The following is a 25879-nucleotide window of genomic DNA, read 5'->3' as shown; positions in this document are numbered from 1 at the left end:
AGAATAGCGACTAAACGCATCAGCACTACGCAACTGGTACAATTGTACCTATAAAATCACACGCTATGATTACCGCTTATCGGGTTTTTAGAGCCTCTGACGCCCATTTATCTTGACGAAGCCTCGTTCACACCGAAGAAATTCAAAACAACACTGGCTTTAATGCATAAAGCTGCGTATCATTTGCGCCGCCGCAGTAGCGGTTGCTCGTACCTGCCTCTTTTCGTGCTGTTTCGGGGTCACTTCCCTGGCTCGCAGCCGTCCCGGTCTGGTTGGTAACGACATATAGCCAGCCTCCGCCGATTCTCGCCGGACCGCTGCCGTCCACATAATACCGCGGGCTACCCGCGAGGATAAATTGAAGTGTCCCTAACTTTTGCTGCTTTAAAGCTGCATGATGCGCTATTGGCCGCGCTGAATGAAGCCGGTTATACCGAACCCACTCCTGTGCAAGCACAGGCTATTCCCATCGCCCTAGAAGGCAAAGATCTGATGGCCTCTGCCCAAACCGGCACAGGCAAGACTGCGGCATTTATTCTGCCCGCTCTGCATCGCATCACTAAAACTCCAGGCGGCCCAGGTAAAGGCCCACGTATTTTGGTGTTAACACCAACACGTGAATTGGCTCGCCAAGTCGAAAGCGCTGCCCGTGTATACGGTGCTCGTCTGCGTATTCGTACTGCCAGCATCTTGGGCGGCATGAACTACCAACAACAAGCGCGCCAATTACAGCGCCCTGTTGATGTCATGGTTGCTACACCAGGTCGCCTACTTGATCTGATGAATCGCGGCACCATCACGCTCGATCGCGTTGAAGTCTTAGTGTTAGACGAAGCCGATCGCATGCTCGACTTAGGCTTTATCGATGATGTCGAACTGATCGCTGAACAAGCGCCAGCTGAACGTCAAACCTTGCTGTTTTCCGCAACACTGGAAAATCGCATTGCCACGCTAGCCGCTCGCGTTATGCGCGACCCAGAACGTCTACAAATCAGCTCGCAAACTGCTAAGCACGAAAACATCGAGCAATCGCTGTATTTCTGCGATGACATGGCGCACAAAAAAGCCATTCTGTTGAAGCTGCTAGCCGACCCATCTGTAAATCAATCAGTCGTGTTTACTGCGACTCGCCGCGATTCTGAAGAGCTGTCAATTGAACTTGCCAACTTTGGCATTCAGGCCGCTGCTTTGCATGGCGACATGAAACAGCCTGCACGTAACCGCACGCTGCGCGCGCTTAAAGATGGCGGCGTTCGCTGCTTGGTTGCCACCGATGTCGCCGCTCGCGGTATTGACGTTGTTGGCATCACCCACGTGTTCAACTTCGACCTACCCATGGTCTTAGAAGATTATGTGCACCGTATCGGCCGTACTGGCCGCGCCGGTCGCTCAGGCACAGCCATTAGCTTGGTTAACCGTCGTGACCGCGGCAAGCTTCAGCGTTTGGCCGCCTACACAGGCAACGCCATTCCTGAAATGACTATTCCTGGCATGGAACCACGTCCAGCTCCGAAATATCGTGACAACGGTGGCAGCGGCGCTGGTCGTCCAGCCGGTCGCGGTGCACCTCGTCGTGATGGCGGCGGTGGCGGTCGTGATTTTAATCGTGGCTCTAGCAATGACCGTCCTGCTTATAGCAACGATCGTCCAGCTCGTAGCGGTGAAGGTTTCGCGCCTCGCGCTAACGACCGTCCACGTGGCGATCGTCCGGCCTATAACAACGACCGTCCTGCCTACAGCAACGATCGTCCAGCTCGTAGCAATGACCGTCCTAGCTTCAGCAATGATCGCCCAGCCTATGGCCAAGGCCGTCCTGCTTATAGCAATGACCGTCCTGCTCGTAGCGGTGAAGGTTTTGCGCCTCGCGCTAACGACCGTCCACGTGGCGATCGTCCGGCCTACAACAATGACCGTCCTGCTTACAGCAACGATCGTCCAGCTCGCAGCGGCGAAGGTTTTGCGCCACGTGCTGACCGTCCAGCCTATAGCAATGATCGTCCGCGCACTGACCGTGGTGGTTACCGCGACCGTGCTGCTGCTCCAGCAGGTGGCGCTCCGCGCCGCGAAGGTGGTGATGCCGAGTCAATCGGCAACCGCGCCGGTGTAGCCACGCACGAACGCTCAGCATTTGATCGCAAAGCACTGCGTACTGACCGTCCGGCATTCAGCCGCGGTGGTGAGCGTCGTCCAGCCGGTGGTGATTTCCGCGCCCGCTCGGCCTCAGATGCACCACGCCGCAGCTACAACGACAGCCCAGCCGATGGCGCTAACGCAAGCCGCCCGCAACCTCAAGTTCGTGTAATCCGTTCTCGAGATAGTCGAGTAGGCGCTGCATCGACGGCAGGGTTCGACGACAAGCAGTAAGACCGAACTCTAACGAGTCTACATAGCTCGTTAGAGTGATGTTTAGTGCCACCTGATCGACCGGTATAGATACTGGATACTGGCCGGTCAGGCGCGCACCATTCCAATACAGTGGCTGTTTCGGCCCCGGCACATTGGAAATAATCACGTTAAACGCGCGCAGGCCAGAGGCCAGCCCGGTGGCTAAATTGATGCCCGCCGGCGCCATCATCAGCGCGGTATAGTTCAGAATCTCTGCTGGACTCATCTGTTTATAACGATTCTTCGACTCTTTCACTGATGCCATCACGCGCTCTAAACGCAGCGTCGGATCGGCAACTTCTGTACCTAAATTCGCTAGAATCATCGCGATTTGGTTACCCTCAGTACTATCATCACGACGCAAAGACACCGGCACCATAGCAACCAAAGGCTTATTGGGTAAGGCTTGCTGGCTGATCAAATAATTGCGCAGCGCACTGCCGCAGACCGCCAACACCACATCATTGAGCGTGCAACCAAAAGTGCTGGCCACGGCCTTGAAGCGTGCCATAGGCCAACTTTGTGCGGCGAAACGACGGCTGCCAGTAATTTTGCTATTGATGATGCTCGGTGGTGCTTGGAAAAATGACACGAAATTGGGATCGCGCGTGGACTTGCGCGAGACTTTCGCTATCTCACCTAATACTGCCGGCATTGTGGCTAGCTGCTTGCTCATGGTCGCTGTAAAGCGTGCCATACCTGTGGCCATTTCCACTGGGTTGCGTAATAAACCAGGCGCTTTTTTGCGTGGTTCCATGGCCCAAATAGGTGGCAAATCACGCATATCGCAATCTTCGCTTAAGGCTCGTGAGCCCATACGCATGGCGGCGATGCCGTCGAATAAAGAGTGATGCACCTTGGTGTAAAGTGCGAAACGTCGACCTTGGACGCCCTCAATTAAGTGCACTTCCCAAAGTGGCCGCTCACGGTCCATCAAGTTGCTATGTGCAGCTGACACATATGACAACAGTTCACGAATGCGCCCAGGTTTGGGTAGCGCGCGATGACGAAAATGATGTTCTAGGTCGAATTGTTTATCGGTTTCCCAGAAGTACTGACCAAATCGCGTCACTAAACGCTTATTAAACGGCGATGCTGGCTCGGTAAAGCTGCGCAAATGCTCGACTAAGTCCCGAATGTAGCGCGGACCAGCATCTTCTGGAAAATCAAACAGTTGCAAGCCAGCAACATGCATAGGTTGCTGGCGTTTTTCCATCCACAAAAATAACTGATCTGCTGGTGATAAAGCTTTCATGTGCGCCATCCATCAAAAAATTAAAACTAATTAAGTAATTCACCTAGGCCGGAAGTAATGAGCTGGCCCGCGCTACCTAAGAGCTGCCATGAAATAGCAGGTAAGACTCCAATCGCGCTGGCCGGCAACTCAACATAATACGGACCGTTGGCACTGACTAGTGGCATATCAGCTATGAGTGGTCGCTGCAGAGCAAGCTCATGCTGGCCATCGGCAGCGCTCATACGCAGCTGCATAGCTGTTGCCTCCATGCTAGAAGGCGCGGTGTATACAGCTCGCACTGCCCACTGCCCATCGAAACCGGTTATTTTTAGCCAACGCTTGCTAGCGGTTTCGCGTGCACCCACTTGGCGACTTGATGCGCCAGCCGAACGATAAACTGCACCAGCGCGATAGCCCAAGTCAGACGGCCACTCTTTTTGGCAGTACGACATTAAATCGCCAAACTGAAGTGCTCCTGCAGAGTTACGCTGGCTAGCGCTAAAGTAGAAGTCACGGGCACTATCGTAGCCAGCACCATTGCTGCCAATACGGCCATCACCATAACTTTTGCCATCCCTGCTGCCACTAGTACCGCAGGCGGCGTGATTAAGGTTTAGTAAATGGCCATATTCATGCGCGACAGTAACGGCTCTAAAGTTCAGCCAATGTAATGCTGCATAAGGAGAGCTAATGCTTGGATCATCGCTGGCACTAACCGACTGCGCCATCATACTTTTGCCACCCACATAGGCAACACCGACAATTTCACCGGAGCCACCTAAGCTGCTACTGGAAAATCTTACATTGTCAGGAAATACGCCCAGACATTTTGGCGATGAACGAGCGCTGGTTTGAGGACCATTCAGCCGATCACATTCGGCATCAACCTCATCAAGTGCACGACCTAACTGCGTGGAGTTAAATTCACCTGGCGTGCCTGAAAAGATTAAAAAGCCATTATTGTCTGTGAATGCCTCTGGCGAGATCTCATTTTCCGTAATCACTCGCACGGAAGAAATGCCCGCCGTACGCTCGATAATCGATTTAATTGCACTCGGCGTGGCATAACCCACTTGTTCTTTATATCTCAGCGGGATGATGCGAATTGTTTCATCTACACCAATAGCTACATCTGGCCTCATCACGCGAATGGTTCGAGCAGCCTCAGCGCTACTTCGGCCTTGGTTGTCATCTACAGCAACAGTGATTGTCAGGCCGGACTGCACGAGCGATGCCGGTAAATCTACGATAAAGGCTTTATCTAAGCGCGTGTTATCGACTTGACTTGGCAGCTCGTTAGGGCCGTTAAGCAGGAAAGTTTGGCAGGTACGAGTGCTAGGGCTATATACGTGAGCAGTGCGGCTAGTTGGCGCCAGCGTGCCCGCATTGGCTAATATATCGACTCGTAGTCTCAGCGGTTTATTACTAACCAATAATGCATTGCTGTTCGTTGCATCTTGCTCAACTACCTGCAAATAGCGCACGGAGTCGATGCGCAAATTATCATTGCGCGCCTCAGCAATAGTTTGACTAACTCGACACTCACCTGAACGAATTTGCGTTGGATTTGACGGGGATTGATTCGTAGATGAGGGGTTGCCGGGAAAGGACGATATTAACTCGGTATCAGCTACTCTATCGCTACTGCCACCACCGCCGCATGCTGCTAACGATAGGAGGCAAAGGCAAATTAGGCTGAGTTGATGGCTGCGCATGAGATATCTCGCTTGAATTATTATTCTTCAAACAGGATACCTCATAAGCTAATTTATCGTTTAACTATTGCTCACAGCACATCTGCTGACCAGCTTGCTAACTGCACGTTGCTAGACTCTAGGCTCAATGCCGACACATCTCGATCGCCTAAGTTGATGAAGAATGGGCCATAGTTTCCAGTTTCATGATGCTCAGAGACTACTGCTGAGCTTAGTGCCAACGCCTCCTGACCTTTTTCACTACTGACACGCAAGGTCAGCGTGCTAGGCACTAAGGTGTTAGGAGCAAAGCTGCTACGACGCACTTTCCAACCCGATGCCCCTAAGGAGATTTTTAACCATTGGCTGGGTTCATTGATGCTACGAGCGGCAATATTTGCACTGCCCGCACGATAAGCCATGGCCGCCAAATAGCCACGATCCGACATCCACTCCTTACCGCAATATGACATTACATCAGCGAACTCAGTCGTGCCGATACTGGAAAAATATGAGCCACGAACAGCGTCATAACCGGCGCCGCCCGCTAAGCCGCCATCATTATATAGACGTGGATCTAAGCCTGTTGCTCCGCCACATGCGGCATGATCAAGATCCATTACATGGCCAAATTCATGTGCCAATGTCATGGCATTAAAATTGATCCAATGACTAGACTGATAAGGACTGCTCACTGAGAAATTGTCTACTGCCGTGACAGATCTAGCCAACATTGTCGTACCACCAACATAGGCAAGGCCAACCACTTGGCCAGCACCGCCGTCAGCAGAAAAAATCAAATTACTAGGAAGTACACCAATGCATTTTGGCGCTGTCCGTGCACTCCATTGACTGCCATTTAACTCCGCACAACGATCATCAAGCGTGTCGAGCAAGTTTTGCATTTGACCAATAGAGCCATACAGCAAGCTACCAACGAGATTGAGGACGCTTGACAGCAAGCCACCTACATCCAAGACAGGCGCATACACAACATTGACTTGGCTTACTGGATACATACGCTCAATTAAACTGGCGATATCCTCCGCACTACTAACCCCACCGGTTATTCCGGACAGTCGTATAGGAATAATACGAATAGTTTCCGTAATAGTAGGGGCAACTCGGGGTTGCAAAACACGATACGTTGCGTCTGCCTCACTTTCGCTACGCCCAACATTGTCATCAAGCCAAAGCGACACGCTCATGCCTGGCTGTACTAACTCTGCGGGAATGTCGGCCGTAAAAGCCGTTGTTAGACTATGCTCATTAACACTACTGGGCACTCGACTTGGAGCGTTCACCGGTATCGATACACAGCCTGATGTGGCTGCGTTATAAACTTTCACACTACGTATCACTGGTGCCAATGGCGAGTTGTTGGCTAGCACATCGATGCGCATTTTTACCGCTTTAGCGCCCGCTAAACGGCTCTCAATATCATTGCTATCTAGCTGAACTGACTGCAACCAACTGACTCTGCTGATCCGAAGATTATCGTTACGTGCGGCACCAATTTTTTGCGTGAAACTGCAGTCGGCCGACACTTGGCGCTGGCCAGAACTAGGGGGCGACACAACAATAGGCGTTGTTGAACTCGGGTCAGAGGTAGTTGTGCTCGCACCGCCACCACCACCGCCACCGCCACCGCAAGCAGCTAATGCAGCAGATAACGCTAGGACAGTAAACATACCTTTATTTGACTTATTCATAGTCTGGCTCGCACCTTAATCAGTGAGAACACTGTAGGCTGCGATAACTAACTAGACAGTCGACTACTTGTTAAAACTGTAGCGTTTCCAATACTTATTGTTACCTCTGTGTAATTTACAAATTCAGCAGTAAGCGCTGCTGCAGCCCAGAGAAGCGCTGCGCTTTCGCCGCTACCGCCAAACGCCAAACCTGCGCATTAGGGATACATAACTCCACTGCATTACGTGCACGCGTTAACGCGGTATAAATAAGTTCGCGACTCAGCACTGGACTAAATGTTGTGGGCAGCACCACGGCGACTTTAGTAAATTCAGAGCCCTGTGACTTGTGCACTGTCATGGCAAAAACGGTCTCTGAGCTAGGCAAGCGCGACGGCAGCAACCAGCGTATTTTTTGCTCACTGCCATCCCAAAAGGCCACGCGTAATTCGCCGGTTTCAGGCGACTGTAGGCAAATGCCGATATCGCCGTTCATCAGGCGTAGGCCGTAGTCATTACGCGTAATCATCACGGGGCGACCGACATACCATGGGCTGGGCTTGTCGAACGGCGCAATTTTTTCAGCTTTGCGCAGATAGCGCTCACAGGCTTGATTGACCGCGATTACGCCATGGCTGCCTTCTCTGAGCGCGCACAGTAGGCGAAAGCTATCGAACTTTTTCAGGATGATCTCAGCCGACTCACCGGTCTGCACGCTGGACCAATAATCGTCGTAGCCGGCGAATAAGGTGTTGAGCGTATCGATGCGACGAACCTCTGGCGCGTAGTCATCGTTATTTGGTGCAATGGTTGCAGCGCCAGTACGTACGGCGTGAGCTAGCTTGCCAATGCCGCGCTGAGCATCGAATCGAAAGCTTTGCTTGAGCTGCGCGACATGCGCTGGAGATGGTTCTGCGGTCGTGTTGTTTGTAGCTGTGACATCGCTGACATTGGCATGATCAGCAGCGCAGCATAGGTCGGCCAATACAGCGCCTGCTTCAACGGAAGCCAGCTGATCTTTATCGCCGAGCAGGATGATGCGCGCCTGCGCTGGCAGGGCCTCCATCAGCGCCGCCATTAGGCTCAGGTCTAGCATCGAGGCTTCGTCGACCACTAAGACATCGAGCGCGAGCGGGTTAGTGGCGTGATGGCGATAGCGCTGGCCATTGTCTTGCGACATGACGCCGAGCAGCCTATGCACGGTGCTGACCTCGGTGGGAATGTGCTTGATGACCGATTCGCTAAGCGGCAACTGCGCAACTTGACTAGCAATGGATTCGCTCAAGCGCGCCGCCGCCTTGCCAGTGGGCGCGGCCAACGCAATGCGCAGCGGTGGTAGGCCTGCTCGCTCGGCAAGGCTCTGCAAAATGGCCAACACGCGCACCACCGTCGTGGTTTTGCCGGTGCCCGGGCCGCCAGTAATCACACTTAGTGCACGCTGTGCGGCTAGGCGGCAGGCAGCGCGTTGATCTTGGCTACTGGCATCGGCGGTGAACAGGCTATCGATGAGTTGCTCAAGCGCCACTTGGTCGGTCGATATTTGTGTGGCGAGGCGCTCATTGAGCCGTGCAGCGACATCGCATTCTTCGCGCCACGCACGCTGCCAATACAGCGCGCCAGCATCGAGCACTAGCGGTTGAGGGCTTTTGACAGCCCGTGCCACAGCGCTGGACTGGCTTAATAGCTGTTGTAGGGCAGCGCTCGAATAAGCAGCGAGGCAACGCTTCGCTTGCGCGGCGACAGGCGCATCAAGGCCGTAGCGTGCTGGATTATTTTGCAAATCAGCTAATTCAAGGCGGACATGGCCTTGGCCGCTTTGCCGCGTTAACAAGGCGGTGAGCCAAACCAAGACTTCAGGAGCATTGGATGTGTGGCGGACTAGCCATTGCGCCATGGCGACATCGAGCTCGCTGAGCCAATGTTCGTCGACACAAGCCTGCCATTGCTCGGAGGTGATGGCGTTTGGGCTTTCTGCTTGAGATGAGTTTGGCTCGCTCTCAATTTCTGGGGGCTCTGAGCTTGCAGCGCTGAAGTCTAAAGTCTGCTGAGTCATGGCGCTGTTCCTTGTGCCTGCTGCGCGGCCGTTTTTGGTTTTGCGGCGGCCTGCGTAGCGTGGTCGGCAGCTGTTCCAGTGCCGGCAAAAAGCCTATCTAAAGCCTCAATTAGCGCAAAATCTGGACGCTCAATATGCACGCCGCGACCTTCGCCATCCCATCCTCGCAAATACAAATACACTGCGCCGCCCAAATGTTGCTCAGGATCGTAGTTGGCTAAGCGCGCACGTAAATGCCGATGCAGCGCCAGCAAATACAAGCTGTATTGCATGTCGTAGCGATGCTTGGCGATATCGGCGGCAATACGCTCGGGCAGGTAACTATCGGGCTCATCGCCAAGATAGTTCGACTTATAGTCGGCGACAAAATAGCGGCCCTCATGAACAAAAACCAAGTCGATAAAGCCTTTGAACAAGCCATGAATCTGATTGCTTTCGGCGCGTGGGCGCGGCCGTGCCGACAAGGTGTGGGCACACACGAGCGCATCTAGACGATCGGTAGAAACGTTGTGGCTGGTGAACCAAAACTCCATCTCCACGACAAACGCTTCGAGCTGCGCTAGGCCGATATTTACTAATGGCGCCGCGGCGGCTTGCGAGCGTGCATCGAGCACGGCAAGCGATGTGCGCATGGGCACTTGTAGCCAACGCCGCAATTCTTGCTGCCAATGCACTTCGGCGTGTTGCCAGCCATGCGCCTGGCATTGCCGCTGCAAAAAGCCATCGAGTTCGAGGAGGTTGGTCTCTGTGCTGGCAAAGTGCTGCTCTGCGGCTAGCTCTAGCAGACTGTGCCAGAAGGTGCCGACGTCGGGGCCGCGCGGCATCTTGTCAGTTTTAGGTGGCGTGTCTGTATTAGGAGCAATTTTAGCGGCTATATTTTCGCCGGACACTGCTGTATCAACAGGCGACAACTCAGCGAGTGGCTGCTCATTATTTTGATCGCTCTTTTGTGAATGCTCACCTGTTTGACTCTCTTCTTGCGGCGGCGAGTCTAAGTAATTCGCTTCTGCTGGGGTCTGCGCGGCCTCTTGAAAACGCAGACGGCTATAGCTCGAAATTTGCCAAAATGGTTGGCGCAGAGCGGCAAAATCGCGCGCCGGCAATAAGCTGATCGATTCTTTCGGCGGCTGCCAAATAGACTCTGTGGCACCCTCGCCGCTCAGGCTAATACCATCGAGCGCTGCTAAATCGCAAATACCTTGCGCCAAGACATCGGGCGCTAAGGCTTCATTGCCTGCGAACAACCACTGCCATGCCGTGTTGTTGGCAACGCCATTGGCATGACCATGTTTGATTGGCGCCAACGCCATCCAGAGCAAGTGCTTAGGCCGTGTCACCGCGACATAAAATAAACGCAACTCCTCTTCGAGCTGCTCATGCGCGGCCATCTCTTGGCTGGCGTCATTAGGCGCGAAATCAAAAATAAGCTCACGACCGCTGTGGTAACGCGTAGCAGCAGCTTTCGGCGCAAAGCTCGGCATCGCCGTGAACGGCAAGCACACCAGCGGATATTCCAAGCCTTTCGATTGATGCACCGTGCTAATGCGCACGCGACGCTCATCGCTCTCCAGTCGCACCAAGGCTTCGTCGCCAGCGGAACCACCTTGTGCACTGCGATGCTCAGCCAAATAGCGGATCACCGCCTGCTCACCGTGCAAGGCATCCGCGGCCTGCTGCAAGAGCTCGGTGAGATGCAAAATATTGGTTAGCGCGCGCTCACCATTAACGCAGTCTGGATGCAGTAATCGCGCCGGCACCTGATATTCAAATAGCCAACGCCGCAGCGCCGCCAACACGCCATGACTGCGCCATAAGGCCGCAATGCGATGCACGCGATCGATATCCTGCTCCCACAAGGCTTCGTCGTTGCGGCGCGCCAATAGCTCAGCCCAACTCAGGCCCAGCGGAGCAGTAGCCAATGCCAAACGCAGACGGCGCTCATCGCTAGGGTTCGCCAACGCCTCAAGCCAGTTCTGCACGACACCGGCCTCATCGCTATCAAAAACACTATCGCGATCAGAGCCATAAACGCAGGGCACGCCAACTGCTGCTAAAGCTTGGCGCATGGCTTTGGCTTCCATGCCTTTGCGCACCAACACGGCAATATCGCCGGGGCTTAGCGCACGCTCGCCAGCGTTGGTGACAATGGCCATCAGCCCAGCATCACTGGCGCTCAACCATTGCGCGATACGCTCTGCCGCCGCCTTTGCCAAGACCTCGCGCGCTTCGCCTGAGCTATAAGCCTCCTTCTCTGACGTAAGGTAATCGAGCTGCACACCATCGATATCTTGCCAAGCATCTGACGTACTCGTCCGCACCTTTAAGCGCGCCTGTTGCTGATGGGCAATGGCCTCTATATATGCAAGCTCACTGCTACCGCTTTGTGCGAATGCCCCGCCCTCGCGAGCCGAGGCCAGCGCATACAGCGTGTTTACGCCATCAATGACATTGGCATCGGTGCGGTAGTTGGTGGTGAGCGTGTGGATGGGCAAGCTGGCTTGCGCACGTGCATCGAAATAGGTGGGCAGATCGGCGCCACGGAAACTATAAATGGCTTGTTTGGGATCGCCGATTAGGATGAGTGCAAGCTCTTCTGATGAGGCGCTTGGCGATGCTTCCGCAGCTGCAGCCTGTGCAGCCTTAAAAGCATCGCCATAAATGCGCTGAAAAATACCAAATTGCACAGGGTCGGTATCTTGAAACTCATCGATCAATGCCACGGGAAAACGCTGGCGCAATGTCGCCACTAAAGCCGCGCCATGCGGTAGCGCAAGCGCATCATGCAGGCGCGTGAGTACGTCGTTAAAGCTGAGTTCGGCTTGCTGGCGCATGCGCTGGTCGAGCTGCTGGCTGACCTCATCGCGCATGGCCGCGAGTAAATTTATTTTTAGCGAATCGTGGATTTTTTCATGCGCTGCCTGATCGCTTAAAAAAGCCTTGAGCTGATCAATTAGCGGGTGTGTTGGCGTGACTTTTCCTTTAGCAGTTTTTTCTTCTAGCTTGTTACGACCATCACAATCCGCCACCGGGATGAAGTAGTCACAGGCCTTAGCTTTTCGATCAAGCTCGCCCTGCCCTCGCCAATTGCGCATCTCATCAGCAAGCTTCGCAATGGACTTCTCCTTAAACGTACCGCCGCTAATGTCTTTGTTCGCCCAAGCATCCTGCAGCAATGCAATCACATTAGCGCCATCAGCCTGCCATGCCTGCCACAGTGCTTGTGCCGCCTGAGCGCGCTGCTCAAGCATCGGCAAATAGCGATCACGCAGCTGCTGCCACGACTCGCCACTAGCCATCACGCTGCCAAAACGTAGCTGCGCTTGTGGAGTTTCAAGCAAGCCTCTGAGCTGCTGATCAAGCGCATCAGGCGTCGACCACGAGCGGCTGATACAAGCCAGCAATAGCGGCGGCTGACCATAAAACCACTGCCGCCACACATCGCGCACAACCTGCACGCGCAAGCTATCCATGTCGGTGCGCAGGCGCTGCTGAAACAGACTGCCGCTATCGAAAGCGTGCTGCTGTAAAACGCGCAAACACCAGGCGTGGATGGTGCCAATCTCGGCCTCATCCAGCGTTTGTTCGGCATCTCGCAAGCGTTGCGCGGCAATGGCGTGGTCGCAATCATCATAATCAGCGATGAGGTTTTGCAGCGCCGGGTCATGGCTATGACCCAGACTAAACGCCAATGCCGCCTCGCTTAAACGCGCACGAATACGATCGCGCAACTCGCCAGCGGCGGCATCGGTAAACGTTAAAACCAACAGTTCAGCGGGGCTATAACTGCGGCCACGACGATCGCCTTTACTCGAGTCATGGCCCAATACCAAGCGCAAATACAGCATGGCGATGGTGAAGGTTTTGCCAGTGCCGGCGCTAGCTTCAATCAGCTGCATGCCGCGTAATGGCAGTGCTAAAGAGTCTAGCGTTTGGTATTGCGCCGCCACCGGTGAGTTTGATGTGCTCATAGTGATGACTCCACCCATTCGCGGCGCTCAGGCTCGATGTGATAGATCATCGCTGACACCAGGCTGTCGCGATAAAGCGCAAGCTCATTGGATGCCGATAGCGCGGCGTAATCTGGCCACAACATGGCCATGGGCGGCTTGGTGATTGGCGCAAAATTACTGTCGCCAAACTCGCTGCCTTGATAAGCCTCGCGCGCGGCCAGTTCACACGCCAGCGTTTGGTCTTTATCTTTATTTCTCGCTGTTGGCTTTGTCAGATACGCCGTCGCCACGCCAACATCAAATGCCAGCGCATGATCCTGACCATCACGCCATGCCTGCACGATTTCGCGCCAATAAATCTGCGCGTCGGCCAGCTCCACCGGCGCCCAATGAATCACGCCCAATGGGCATAGCACTGATACCGCGACCGGATGCCCAGATAGCGTGAGCAATAGTTGCTGTAGCCATATTGGCCAGAGCTTTTCCCAGCGCTTTACGCCACCGTTGTCATTCAATAATTTGCTTGCCGAAGGCACCCACAATATCTGTTGGCCAGCACTATTTTCGCGTACGCCATGCATATCGGCATAGATCTCAAATTCACTGCCATCAGCTAAGTGCTGCGTATAAGCCGCCGCTATCGGTGCCAACGCGCGCTGGCTTAGCCAGTCCCCACTTAGCAGTTCAATATCTTCTGCCGTCGCATTTAACTGCGCTTGCGCCGGCTCAGAAAAACCTGCCAATGGCCATTCGCCACGCCCGACCCGCTCGGCAACGGCAGTCGCCAAGGCCTGCTCAGGCTGATCCTGCTGCACCGATCGCAACAAAGCTTCGACCGACTGATGCCGCACCAAATGATCGACCTCAAACGGCTCATGATCGGGGCTAATGACATCATCTTCGGCAAACACCACGCCTAAGCGTTGGCGGTAAAAATAGCGCGCCGGTGAGCGGTAAAAATACATCAACTCGCTCAATGGCAAACGCGCGCCAAGCTCATCGGCAGCGATGGCAATGGGCTGCTGTTCGCTAGGCGCTAAATAGTCGTTGGCGGCACGCCACATCGCGGCAAAGCTCGCTGCCTGCTGACCTTGAAAGTAGCGCGGGCTAAATGGCTGCAAAGCATGCTCGGTGGTAATAGCCGACAGCGATGCATCGCTAAATTGCCAGCCGCGATAGAGGTAATCACGCAGCTGCGCGACTAAAAGTGATGAGGGTTTATCGGCATTTGAGCGTGCACTACGACCGACCCAGCTAATCAAAACATGGCTGCGTGCCGACAATATGGCCTCGAGAAATAGATAGCGATCATCGGCACTGCGGGAGCGATCGCCAGGCCGTGACAGCTTCGGCGCATGCAGTAAATCGAAATCATTCGGCGCATGGCGGCGTGGAAACTCATTGTCATTTAAGCCAAGTAAACAGACCACACGAAATGGGATCGCGCGCATCGGCATCAAGGTGGCGACATGGACATTGCCGGTGAGGAAGCGTTGGCTCATGCTGGCCTCATCGAGGCGAGCCAACCAAGCTTCACGCACGACGGCTAGCGGTAGCGCCAAAGGCAGCTCAGCGCCATCGACCGAGCTGATTTGCATCTCCTGCTGCCATGCCTCTAGCGCATTTTGCACACGTTGCATCAGCAGCTTTTCACCATCGTCTTGGCAATCAAAAAAATCGGCCAATAACTGCTGGCAAAGTACGACCCAGTCGCTGCCCTGACGTGCTACCAAGAGCGCTTCAGACCATGAGCTGAGCTGGGTGAGTAATCGCGTCATCGGGCCTAAACGCTGAGCTTCAGTGGCACCACGACGGCCACTAGGCATGAGTGAGTCGAAGGCTTGTGGCTGACCGGCCTGCTCGCCACTGGCAAAGCCTAGGAGTAAGCGATCAAGAGCAAACTGCCACGTATTTTGCGCTAAGTTTGCCGGCACGCCCCAGGTTTCGCGATGACGGCTATCGAGGCCCCAACGAGCGCCAGCGCGATCCAAATCATCACGCAATTCAGCAATGTCATTGGCCTTTAAAGCAAAGCGGCGACGCACCGCAGGCACATCGAGCAAGTCCCAAATTTCAGTCGCCGTGCAACGCGATTCCGGCAGGCGCATCAGCCACGCTAAAGCGGTGAGCATGGGTTCGGTGCTACTGCTTGGGCGATCTAGCAAGGTGTAAGGCAAGTTTGGCGATTGCCGCTCAGATGACGGTGCAGTAGTTGAGCTCGCCGACGTGCTAAACGTGGCCTCAATCAGCGCCGCATAATCGCGAATATCGGGCACCATCACGGCAATATCTTGAGGTCGTAATGGCACAGGGTCATGACGATGCGTGTCGAGCAAATCTAGCAAGTAGTCTTTCAACGCCTCAACTTCGCGCAGGCGGCTATGCGCAGTTTGAAAGCACAGTGATGCGTCATTCGGCACTAATGCTAAGCGCTGCTCCGGTGCCTCAGGCAGCGGTGTTAAATTCAACACCTGCTGTTGAATTTGCGTGAGCAACGTGTCCGCCGGCGTCTCGTCAAAAATATCGATGCGCTGGCCAATCGCTGCCACTAGAGGTCGGTAGTTTTCGGGCTGATCAAACTGCTCAAGCAGGCCAACATAGTCGCGACCCTGTTGCCCCCACGCCAGTAGCAAGGGGTTGGCGTGCTGCGCGACTTCATGCGTTGCTAGCTCAAGCGGCAAGCTGGCTTTGCGCACATGACGCCCGCGTGTCGACGGTTTAAGCAAGTCGGCCCAATAATACTGGCAAGGATTGAGCACGGTGAGCACCACTTGGCAATGCCGCGCTAAAGCCGCGAGGGCATCCAAGTAGTGCGTTGGCAGCGTTGAGAAACCCCACACAATAATGCGCTCGGGCAGACCGACTGGGCGCGCATCGCCGGCGAGCGCCTGAATAAATCGCTCATGCACGGCGGCGCGATGGCCATCATCAGCCAAGCTCATTTCCTCATTGAGTAAGCGCCAGAGTTCGGCTTGCCAGCGCTGATGCTCGGCGAGTTCGCGGGCATCGTGTGGCGACTCGGCGCGTAGACGAAGTTGATCGTGGCCAGCACGCCAATCCATCAGCCAGTCGCCGCGATAGACTTGATACTGATCGTATAAATCGGCCAATTGGCAGGCGAGCTGCCAGCGCTTTTGGCCATCACTATCATCGTGCAAATAGCGTTTTAGCGGCTCGAAATATTCGCGCTCAACGAGCTCAGGCAGCAGGCGCAACAGCCGCCAACGCAGCGATGATTTATCGAATGGCGAATGTTTGGGCACAGCATCGGCACCTAGCACCACACGATACATTTGCCAGAAAAATCGCGCGGCAAAGTCGGTTTGCACACCAGCACAAATACCTAGGCCTGGCACATCAGCATCGGGCTCGGCGGCCATCGCCGCCTTCAGCCATTGCGCCATGCCATTGCTTTGCACCAGCACGCGCTCTTGCGCCATCGGGCCAATAGGATAGGCATGAACCCAAGCCAACACGACATCGCGCAGATTTTCGAGGCGATGACTGTGCAGCACCATAAAACCGGGCGCGATAGCTGAACTCATGGATCACTTCCTATGTGACGAGCGGCTGCTATAAGGCAGCTTCAAGCAGAACTATTTTGCGCTAGAAATTGACGCCGGTTTTACTAAGGTGGCACCACCCTCTTGAGCAATCATGGTTGCTGGCGCGTCGACATCGACAGTTGCCAAGCAGCTAAATTGCTTATCGCCTTTGTCGCAAAGGCAGCTGCTATTTGTCACTGGCGCATCGGCGCGAGCAGACGCTAACGCAGTGGCCTGATCACAAGCTGCTTTGCGGGTTGGCGCCCAATCACCAGAGGCTACGTATTGTGCGGCCAAAGCGGGAGCGGCAAACGCCGACAGGGCCAGAGCGAAAAGTACTGCTTTCATTTTATTCTCCTCATCACGCCTTAAAAAGCGCACTAAACGGTGCTTATACGATGCTAGCTGCACACGCTAAACGTTGCGCCAAGACTTCGCAAATAAATGCGATGCTATTGTGCAAACTATGATCATCTTCTACTTCTGCCAAGTCAGCGCCCCATGCTTGAGCCGCACGCTGCGAATGACTCAGTGGCACTACCGTATCGGCGCGGCCATGAATAAGTTGAATCAGCTCGCCGGGCAATGCTTGCTCGGGCCTATCCAAGGGATAACCAGGCAAATCAAATGCTGGGCAGAGCAATAGCATGCCATTCACACTAGCGGGCTTTTGGCTCGCAGACTGAGCTTGATTCGTAGGCTTAGTGTAAATTTCTTTAGCCAAACGTGCAGCGACCCATGCCGCAACATATCCACCCAAGCTCGAGCCCACCAAATATACACGATTAGCCTGCCACGGCCATTGCGCCAAAACCGCTTCGCCACGCTGCACTGGATCGCGGCTAAAGCGGCCATCAGGCGCCATCGTTTGCCAGCCCATAGCCTCTGCCGTGGCGCGCATTTTCTGGATTTTTAAGCCGTCAGGGCCAGACTCTAAACCATGCAAAAATATGACGGTACCTGCACTGCTCATCAAGAAATCTCCACTAAATGCTGTTACTGCGGTTCTCGCGTTTGTTCTCGCGATTGCGCTCGATAGAGACGCGGCGACACCCCAGTCCAACGCCGAAAGGCACGGCCAAAATTTGATGGATCACCATAACCTAGCGCCTGCGCAATCGCATCCACCGTGCTATCGCTATGCAGCAATAACTCCACTGCACGGCCACGGCGCATTTGCTCCATCATCAGCTGATAGCTAGTGCCAAGATCACTCAAACGCCGGCGCAAAGTGCGCGCTGACATCGCTTGCGCTGCCGCCGCTTGATCTAAGCTAGGATTGCTCGGCAAATGCTCACGCAGCCACATTTTCACGCTCGGCAGCAAACCGCCATGATCACGTAAGCGATGCAACTCTTGCTCACATTGCGCGGTAGCCATGGCCAGTAATTGCGGATCGGCCTGCGCTAGCGGCATCTGCAAGCCTTTGCGCGGAAAACGAATTTGGTTAAAGGCATTGTCATAGCTGATGCGCGAGCCCTGCACTTCGCGCCACTGCGAATGATGCTTAGCCGCGGGCACACTCAACCTCAACTCACCCATGAAGGTGCGGCCAGTAACTTGCTCACCACACACCAGCATTAACGTCATCAAGGCTTCGATGAAAAATGGCTGCAATTCGCCCAGAGGCACAGCTTCGTCGAGCTGCACCACGGCATCATCGCCCTCGCGAAATAAGCGCAGGGAAAACAAGCTGGTGCGCGTTCGAAAATAGCGTATCGATAAATCAATAGCGCCACCAATGGTGCGCGACGACAGCACGGCATAGCCCAAAAAACCATGGTTGCGCAGATTCAGTAAGCGTCCCAGATCGATCGCCAGCATAGGGCTTGGCGCCAGTGATTGAGCATTGCGCATAAGCTGCAAACACTGCGACCACGGCAGATGCTGATCGGCATTTAAACTTTCTAACTGAATCGGCGTGCCCGCTAGTACAGCATCGCTAGACAAGCCCAAGGCTTGCAACGCCACCAGCAGCTGCATCAGGTATTGCCCAGAAAGCGTGGCCTCTGCGGTATGGCGCGCTATCGTCATCAATGGCCTCAAATGACCGATTAAAGGCTTACCTTACCCTTCTTCCTAAAAGTGCAGCAAGGCATTGTTGCTGAACGGGCATCTTTCAGGCCTTTGAATTTTAACGCTGCGAGGAATACCGCCATGATTAGCAAAACGCCGATTCCCATTCGTGTCCGCCGCATGGATTACGCCATTCCGGAAATGCCGCGCTATTGGTACCGAAATAATCCGTGGATCACGCATTATATGAATGCGCTGTCGACTACATTCCCCGATGGCGAGCGCTTTTTTATCGACTCTGTACGTAATTTCCAAGGTCAGATTAAAGACCCTCAACTGCAAAAAGATATCCGCGCTTTTATTGGCCAAGAGGCAAATCATGGCAAAGAACATGAGGCCTTTAATCAAGCCTTGATCGATCAGCACCAACTGCCATTAGCGAAGAAAATTGAGTTTGTGAAAAACGCGCTGAAGTTCGCCAAGAAGCGCTATAGCGATCGCGAGCGACTCGCCATGACAGTGGGCTTTGAGCATTTCACCGCTATCTTAGCCAACCTCATGCTCGAGCAAGCCGACGTCATTGAGAATATCGATGGCATGGTGGGCGATATGTTTATGTGGCATGCCGTCGAGGAAACCGAGCATAAGTCGGTGGCCTATGATGTGTTCCAAGCGGTTGATGGCGACTATTGGCTGCGGGTTCGTGGCATGGCGCAAGCCACGTTCTTTTTCATGCTAGTCACACTGCGCATGCAACACAGCTTACTGAAGCACGATGGCAAACTCAGCGACTGGCGTAGTGCCTTAGGTTTTGCGAAATTCATGCTGTTTAAACCGGGCATGCTAACGCGCATTATTCCCGAGTATTTAGACTTTTACCGACCCAGCTTTCATCCATGGCAACACGATAATCGTCACTTGATTGAGCAGCGTATTGGGCAATTAAAAGCTAATGAAGTGCTAGCTCAGGTGGCCTAAGGCAGCACCATATTCACTGCGATCACCACGGCCAACACCATCGCTACCGCAAAGATAACGCCAGCAATGATAAAGCTACTGGCGTTATTGCTATTGAAGTCACGCTGACGATTAGCGTCAGTTTGCACGCCAAACCATGCGCGAAACACACTGACTAAAGCCTGTAATGGGCTAACTCGCGTTGGTTGCTGCTGATCGCTCATGCTGCCTCTCCAGATTAACGTGCACGCTTCACTCTATCGACTGCTCGCCACAAATACCATGCCGCTGCACTGCGATGTGGCCGCCAAGCCTCAGCCTCCAGTAAGAGCGCCTTCGGTGTCGGCTGGCGCTCTAATCCTTTCAGTAATCGCCAGCCCTCACGCACGCCAAAATCAGCCACTGGCATCACATCGGGTCGGCGTAGTGTGTGCATCAAAAACATTTGCACTGTCCATGGGCCGATACCCGGCAAGGCCGTAAGTAATTCGGTGAGCGCCTCATCACTAAGCGTTCTTGCCTGCGCCAAGGTCGGCACTTCGCCACTCACGGCCCCATATGCCAAAGCAATAATTGCTTTCGTTTTCGCCGCCGACAGCCCGCAACCTCTTAGTACATCGGGCTCAGTGGCCAGCACTAGCTCGGGTGATGGGTAAGCTGGGCCGTCGGCTTGGTCGTCATAAAGCCGCAAAAAGCGCCCGAAAATAGCTTCCGCAGCTTTGCCATGCACTTGCTGTCCCGCCACGGCACGCGCCAACGCCTGCCAAGGCTCACGCTCATCGCTAGCTTTAGTCGCTGAAGATTTAGCTGACAGCGGGCATGGCCCCATATCGTCGACTAGGGCGCACCAGTCGCTATCGACTTCGCGTAAAAACTTACATGCTGGCGTTAATGTGGGCATAGGCCATCCGAAAAGTTAGGTTAATCCGACGAGCACCAAGCAATTGGTGATAACCAGCCTTTAGTGGCAATACGCCATGAAAGTTAAGGCGTGATTCCCCACCCCAAACCACTACATCTCCGTGAGAAAGCAGTAAACGATGAGGTGTATCTTGGCGTGCCTTTCCACCAAATTGGAAGCTTATTGGCAGGCCAAGCGATATCGAAACTATGGGTGCCTGGAAGTCGGCCTCATCGCGATCTTGATGCAAACCCATTCCGGCACCAACAACGTAATCATTAATCACGCAGGAGTCGGGCTGAAAATTCGAATAACCCGCCTCTGCCGCAAAGCATTGTGCAAGCTGAAAAAATAGCTCTGGCATCGCTGGCCATGGTAGGCCTGTCTCAGGGTTGAAGGCTTCGTAGCGATATCCCTTGTGGTCACTGACCCAGCCCCAGCTACCAACAGCAGTTAGTGCTGAGGCCATATAAAAACCACGCTTTGTCATTGAGTGCCGGGTTGGAGTAAGTGCTAATAGGCGCTGCGTTTCCTGCCAAAGCTCAGCTGCATTTGCTAACGCCGCTCTTGGCAAATAGATCGCGCCGGGGGCAAATACTTGCGCTAAGCCACTTCCTATCGAAGCAGAATCATCAATTAAATTTAAAAAGCTCAACTGCGCGGGCGCAACATCACGAACCACATCGTCGGCTTTCGATAACTGCCCAACCTTCACGCCCAATAAGCGAATGCGCTGATCCAAAGCCACTCGCTTTAAGCATTGCCGTGCCCAATACCGTATCGTCTCGGCATCATCGCAGCTGTCGGTAATCGTTTGATCTCTCGTTACTGAACGAAAATCGGCATAGCGAATCTTAATGCTAATACAGCGCCCGACTCGCCCTTTGCGCTGCAAGTCAGCGGCTACACGCTGGCATAATTCTGCCAATGCTTGGCTTAGCTCTGCACGATCTTCTTTCGCCGATAAGTCACGAGAAAACGTGGTTTCGCGGCTCATCGATACCGGCTCACTGCGCGTTTGCACTGGCCGTTCGTCATGACCTTGCGCCACGTCAAACAGCCAGCGCCCACTGCGTTCACCAAAGGCTAACTGCAGTGTTTCCAACGGCGCTTGCCGTAATTGCTCAATTCGCTCATAGCCCATCGCGGCGAGCTTGGCAGCCGTTTTTGGGCCAATGCCGTTGATGCGTTTACAGGGCAATGGCCCAATACGCTCAGCCACCTCTTCAGCTCTCAACAGGCAAATGCCATTGGGCTTATTAAACTCGCTGGCCATTTTAGCGATGAGCTTATTCGGCGCCACACCGATGGAGCAGGTCAAACCAGTAGCGTCAAAGATCGATTGCTTTAATTCAGCGGCGATGGCCTCACCAGCATCTTCGGCCGCCAATGCTTGTTCGCTGATATCAACAAAGACTTCATCAATACCGCGATCCTCCATGATCGGTGCCAATTCGCGAACGGCGGCCTTAAAGCGGTTGGAATAGTCTTTCACCACGGCAAAATCGACCGGCAATAAAATCGCCTGCGGGCATAGGCTAGCGGCGCGCTGCAGGCCCATGGCCGAGCCCACACCAAACTGGCGAGCCTCATAGGTAGCCGTGGTAATAACACCTCGGCCGCGATAGTCACGCAGGCGCGCAAAGGCGTCGAGCGGGATGGTCTCAGGGCCGGCTAAGTGCACATGGGTACTTATACTTTCAGCGTCAACTTGGCTACCAAAAACACTAGCCTTAGAGCCGCCAATAACCACAGGTAAGCCCTTCAGCTGCGGATAGCGCAGCAACGTCACGGAGGCAAAAAAAGCATCCATGTCGATATGCGCTATACGCCGCAGAATGGGGGTTTGAAGGCTCAGAGTGCTGACTCAAACGAAAAATGGGAATGACTATGCTACGGCATAAGCATTCCCATCGCATCACGCAAAAATGACGCTATTTTACTTTCCAACCACCTCATACACGCTGGTAGTACCACTGACTTCATGGCCGGTAATAAGCAAAGGCTTACCCGTTGGTGACAAGGCACTTGGTACAAATGCCAAGCCTTCCGCACCTAAGTCACCAGACGCTGCAGCTGGCTTCGCTACCGAAAAATCACGCGTATTTAAGTAGTCCTGAAATACAGGATTTCTTGGATCGCTAATGTCGAAAGCCATGACACCACCCACACGCTCAAGACCTAAAAAGGCAAAGGTTTTACTACCAATCTGCCCGAGCACTATGCCTTCTGGCTCTGGACCTTTGTTATCGCTACGGTCATTAAGCGCAACCTTGTCATGCCCACTATTAAAGAAGCTCTTACACAGTGTGTCGCGCAAAACACCCGCTTTGCATAAGTCGCCGCCGGTGTACTGCTCAATGAAATCGCCTGAGTCCCAGACCAAAGCACCGGTATTGCCAGAAAATACGCTCATGCTGCGAGCGCCAAACGAATACACATTGTCATACATCAAGCGTGTGTCAGCTTTTATTGTATTCACATCGGCTAGTTGGCCTTGCTTGGTATAGAGCTTGGGTGTGCCATCGACATTGCGCTGATAGCCTTGTGTCCACGTCACGTTGAGACGACCAAGCACTTCATTCGCAAGACAATTACCTGGCGAGGTCTGACTCGCGCCGCAATAAGCAAATGTTGCAGGGTTAAGAATTGCACCACCCGCTAGGCTGGCTAGGTCTTTGGGTGGACTTGCAAAGATCGCATTTGATTCGCTAAACAATTTATTAACACGGATCTCCTCAACAAAGTCTCCCCACTCCCGTGCATCGCCTTCGTTTGCAGTGATGACGTAATCAACACCGTTAAGCTGATGCAAGGCAATAGCATCAGGCTGATACATGCCCAACACGCCCGGATGCAATGCAATGGAAACTCCTAGGTCTTTGTCATTAGCAGCGAAGCCACTCCCCATCAAACCGTGATCCTTAAAGCCCAATGGCAGGACTTTACTTACACGGGCAGTGGCTAGATCAATCACCGCCAAGGCATTATTTTCTTGCAAAGAAACATAGGCTGTTTTGCTGTCTGGGCTCACCGCAATGTATTCAGGTTCAAGATCTTGCGCGACAGTTGCGTTACGACCAAAGATGCGTACCCCTTGCTGGCGCAGTAGCTGAACTTGATCATTAAAGGCACGGAAGCTAGCCGTACGTAAGCTCAACTTCGATGGCAGGCTGACATCAATAACCGAGACACTGCCTTCAGGATCTGTCGCATAGTCATCTGCTGGCTCACCTTCGTTGGCCACCAGTAATTGCGAGCCATTAGGCGTGAAAACCAGCATGTCTGGCTGCGCCCCTACCTCGATAAAATCCAATAACGCTAAGTCACTAGCGCGATATAGTGCGACGAAACCAGGGTCTGTTTTCGGGTTTGATTCAATTGCTATGGCCACTAGGCCATTTTTTGACGCTACGCTGTTCACTACAGCATTCGCTGGAATGCCGTTAATGTCGCTAACACGCAAAGTTGACAATAGCTTAGGACTGGCGGGTACGCTTAAGTCCAACACATCCAACGCACCTTTTTCAGAATTGACCACAAAGCCACGCTTACTAACGATATCAACTGCTGGGATCTCGGCAGCACTTTCGCCAAAAACTCCGCTCTCATAACGCCCTAAAAAATTCATCTGAATGCGACTGGGAGTTTGCTCTGCGACAGCATCCACAGGCTCATTAGTAGAGCCTCCACCGCAAGCACTAAGCAAAATGGCAGCTGCAATTGAGGTAGGTGCAAGGAGATTTCTAAGCATGGTGCTGTCACCTTTAATTAAGATGACAGCACCATGCCGTACAAAAATGACAACTGAGTGAATCAGTCATCAATTAACGATGTAGATCACCATCGCGCTCAGGCTGATACAGCACCTCTTCAATACGCACCTTCAATACGCCAGCACCAGGCTTTGGCCACTCAATTTCATCTCCTTGCGACAGGCCTAATAGCGCGCTGCCAACCGGTGCAAAAATTGAGATCGTATGGCCACTGCTATCGGCGTTTTTTGGATACACCAAGGTCAAAGTGAACTCCTCATTTGAGCCATCGACCTTAAATCGCACGGTTGAGTTCATTGTCACCACGGTGGGTGGCATATCTTCAGGGTCAACAATATCAGCGCGGCCTAGCTCAGACTCCAGCGCATTACGACCAGGGAAGCTCTTGGCATCAGGCGAAGCCAATAAGGCATCTAAGCGATCGGCATCGAGTGAAGACACAATCAAACTTGGTTTAGTAGTCACAGCACACACTCCTGTATGAACACATAACAATCAAAAAAAAGGCCTGCATCTGCAGGCCTTTTTTAACTGCGGATTTCGTTTATTGAGTAACTGGAATTTTACCAATTTTGGCTTGCCAGATTTTCGGTGCCGTCTCATGCACTGAATTACCCTGCACGTCCACCGCGACACTCACCGGCATATCTTCGACTACAAATTCGTAAATCGCCTCCATGCCAAGATCCTCAAAAGCCACTACTCGCGAATGACGAATAGCTTTAGATACTAAATACGCTGCACCACCGACGGCCATCAAATACGCTGCCTTATGCTTTTTAATGGCAGCGATACCAGAAGCACCGCGCTCTGCCTTACCGATCATGCCGTAGAGGCCAGTTTCAGCCAGCACAGTGTCGGTAAATTTGTCCATACGGGTGGAAGTTGTTGGGCCGGCTGGTCCAACAACCTCGTCACGCACAGGATCAACGGGACCAACGTAGTAAATAAACTTACCCTTCAAATCGATAGGTAATTTCTCACCCTTGGCAAACATTTCCACCATGCGCTTATGCGCAGCATCTCGACCAGTGTACATGGTGCCAGTGAGCAATAAAGTATCACCGGGCTGCCACTCAGCAATTTCTGCTGGCGTCACGGTATCAAGGTTCACGCGCTTAGATTTTGAGGCATCAAAGGTAAGCTTAGGCCAGTCTTCCAACTTCGGCACAGGCATCTCAGCAGCGCCGCTACCATCGAGGACAAAATGCACATGGCGTGTGGCCGCGCAGTTTGGAATCATCGCCACCGGCAGTGAAGCTGCATGCGTTGGATAGTCCAAGATTTTCACATCAAGCACCGTGGTCAAGCCGCCCAAGCCTTGCGCACCAATACCTAGCGCATTGACCTTTTCAAACAGCTCTAAGCGCAGCTCTTCAACGCGATTTTGCGGGCCACGCGCAATCAGCTCATGAATATCAATCGGGTCCATCAACGACTCTTTCGCCAACAGTGCAGCCTTCTCGGCTGTGCCACCAATGCCGATGCCGAGCATGCCTGGTGGGCACCAGCCAGCGCCCATCGTAGGCACCGTTTTCAGCACCCAATCAACAATCGAATCCGATGGATTGAGCATGACCATTTTCGATTTATTTTCTGATCCACCGCCTTTAGCTGCCACGGTGATATCGAGCTTGTCGCCAGGCACGATGCTGTAATGAATCACTGCAGGCG

The 25879-nt window shown here is 53.5% G+C and carries 16 protein-coding genes and 2 pseudogenes; 2 read left to right on the top strand and 16 right to left on the bottom strand.

Annotated elements, in window-relative coordinates; translation table 11 throughout:
- Positions 1–363: 363 nt before the first annotated feature.
- The gene (locus AC3DKE_RS08030; RefSeq protein WP_487990386.1) at positions 364–2364 is read left to right on the top strand and encodes a DEAD/DEAH box helicase; all 2001 of its coding nucleotides are present in this window, start codon (positions 364–366) and stop codon (positions 2362–2364) included.
- Here AC3DKE_RS08030 and AC3DKE_RS08025 read toward each other — a convergent pair.
- From AC3DKE_RS08025 to AC3DKE_RS07985, 9 genes are all read right to left on the bottom strand, one after another.
- The gene (locus AC3DKE_RS08025; protein WP_340676278.1) at positions 2267–3640 is read right to left on the bottom strand and encodes a WS/DGAT/MGAT family O-acyltransferase; all 1374 of its coding nucleotides are present in this window, start codon (positions 3638–3640) and stop codon (positions 2267–2269) included. The two genes, AC3DKE_RS08030 and AC3DKE_RS08025, sit on opposite strands and share 98 nt — an antisense overlap.
- A gap of 26 nt (positions 3641–3666) precedes the next feature.
- A complete protein-coding gene (locus AC3DKE_RS08020) occupies positions 3667–5337 on the bottom strand; it encodes a hypothetical protein (protein ID WP_340676277.1) in 1671 nt (556 codons plus the stop codon).
- A 71-nt stretch (positions 5338–5408) separates the two neighbouring features.
- Positions 5409–7028 (bottom strand): hypothetical protein, encoded by a 1620-nt coding sequence (locus AC3DKE_RS08015; RefSeq protein WP_484217038.1) that lies wholly within the window; start codon positions 7026–7028, stop codon positions 5409–5411.
- Between the two features lie 115 nt (positions 7029–7143).
- On the bottom strand, positions 7144–9060 hold the full coding sequence (gene recD / locus AC3DKE_RS08010) for an exodeoxyribonuclease V subunit alpha (protein WP_487990384.1): 1917 nt from the start codon (positions 9058–9060) through the stop codon (positions 7144–7146).
- On the bottom strand, positions 9057–13028 hold the full coding sequence (gene recB, locus AC3DKE_RS08005) for an exodeoxyribonuclease V subunit beta (RefSeq protein ID WP_487990382.1): 3972 nt from the start codon (positions 13026–13028) through the stop codon (positions 9057–9059). The genes recD and recB overlap by 4 nt, the downstream gene beginning before the upstream one ends.
- The gene (gene recC, locus AC3DKE_RS08000) at positions 13025–16555 is read right to left on the bottom strand and encodes an exodeoxyribonuclease V subunit gamma (RefSeq protein WP_487990381.1); all 3531 of its coding nucleotides are present in this window, start codon (positions 16553–16555) and stop codon (positions 13025–13027) included. Before recC ends, recB begins: the two co-directional genes overlap by 4 nt.
- Before the next feature lie 51 nt (positions 16556–16606).
- Complete coding sequence (locus tag AC3DKE_RS07995; protein ID WP_340676272.1) at positions 16607–16903, bottom strand: hypothetical protein; 297 nt, start codon at positions 16901–16903, stop codon at positions 16607–16609.
- A gap of 43 nt (positions 16904–16946) precedes the next feature.
- Positions 16947–17528 carry an alpha/beta hydrolase gene (locus AC3DKE_RS07990; RefSeq protein ID WP_340676271.1) on the bottom strand — a complete coding sequence of 194 codons (582 nt, stop codon included), beginning with the start codon at positions 17526–17528 and terminating at the stop codon, positions 16947–16949.
- 23 nt (positions 17529–17551) lie between these two features.
- A complete protein-coding gene (locus AC3DKE_RS07985; protein WP_487990379.1) occupies positions 17552–18589 on the bottom strand; it encodes an AraC family transcriptional regulator in 1038 nt (345 codons plus the stop codon).
- 123 nt (positions 18590–18712) lie between these two features.
- Between AC3DKE_RS07985 and AC3DKE_RS07980 the strand changes: the two genes are divergently transcribed.
- Positions 18713–19549, top strand: a complete 837-nt coding sequence (locus tag AC3DKE_RS07980; RefSeq protein WP_340676269.1) for a metal-dependent hydrolase — start codon at positions 18713–18715, stop codon at positions 19547–19549.
- Here the strand turns inward: AC3DKE_RS07980 and AC3DKE_RS07975 are convergent.
- The 7 genes and pseudogenes from AC3DKE_RS07975 to AC3DKE_RS07945 form a co-directional block, all read right to left on the bottom strand.
- Complete coding sequence (locus AC3DKE_RS07975) at positions 19546–19752, bottom strand: DUF2970 domain-containing protein (protein WP_340676268.1); 207 nt, start codon at positions 19750–19752, stop codon at positions 19546–19548. The two genes, AC3DKE_RS07980 and AC3DKE_RS07975, sit on opposite strands and share 4 nt — an antisense overlap.
- A 14-nt stretch (positions 19753–19766) precedes the next feature.
- The gene (locus AC3DKE_RS07970) at positions 19767–20429 is read right to left on the bottom strand and encodes a DNA-3-methyladenine glycosylase family protein (protein WP_411729751.1); all 663 of its coding nucleotides are present in this window, start codon (positions 20427–20429) and stop codon (positions 19767–19769) included.
- Positions 20404–21021 (bottom strand): annotated as a pseudogene (gene alkB, locus AC3DKE_RS07965) (DNA oxidative demethylase AlkB); the annotation flags it as partial. The gene AC3DKE_RS07970 and the pseudogene alkB, both read right to left, overlap by 26 nt.
- A gap of 102 nt (positions 21022–21123) precedes the next feature.
- A pseudogene (gene dinB, locus AC3DKE_RS07960) lies at positions 21124–22266 on the bottom strand (DNA polymerase IV); the annotation flags it as partial.
- 102 nt (positions 22267–22368) lie between these two features.
- Entirely contained in the window at positions 22369–24183 is a 1815-nt protein-coding gene (locus tag AC3DKE_RS07955) for a choice-of-anchor I family protein (protein ID WP_484216460.1), read from the bottom strand.
- 73 nt (positions 24184–24256) lie between these two features.
- On the bottom strand, positions 24257–24670 hold the full coding sequence (gene rnk / locus AC3DKE_RS07950; RefSeq protein ID WP_411729754.1) for a nucleoside diphosphate kinase regulator: 414 nt from the start codon (positions 24668–24670) through the stop codon (positions 24257–24259).
- Between the two features lie 79 nt (positions 24671–24749).
- Positions 24750–25879, bottom strand: a 1130-nt coding sequence (locus AC3DKE_RS07945) for a fumarate hydratase (protein ID WP_487990376.1), incomplete at its 5' end; no start/stop codon positions are given.

The organism is Paraperlucidibaca sp. (assembly GCF_982810325.1).
Note: the sequence above shows the minus strand (reverse complement) of the source record. Positions and strands in the feature narration are given on the sequence as shown.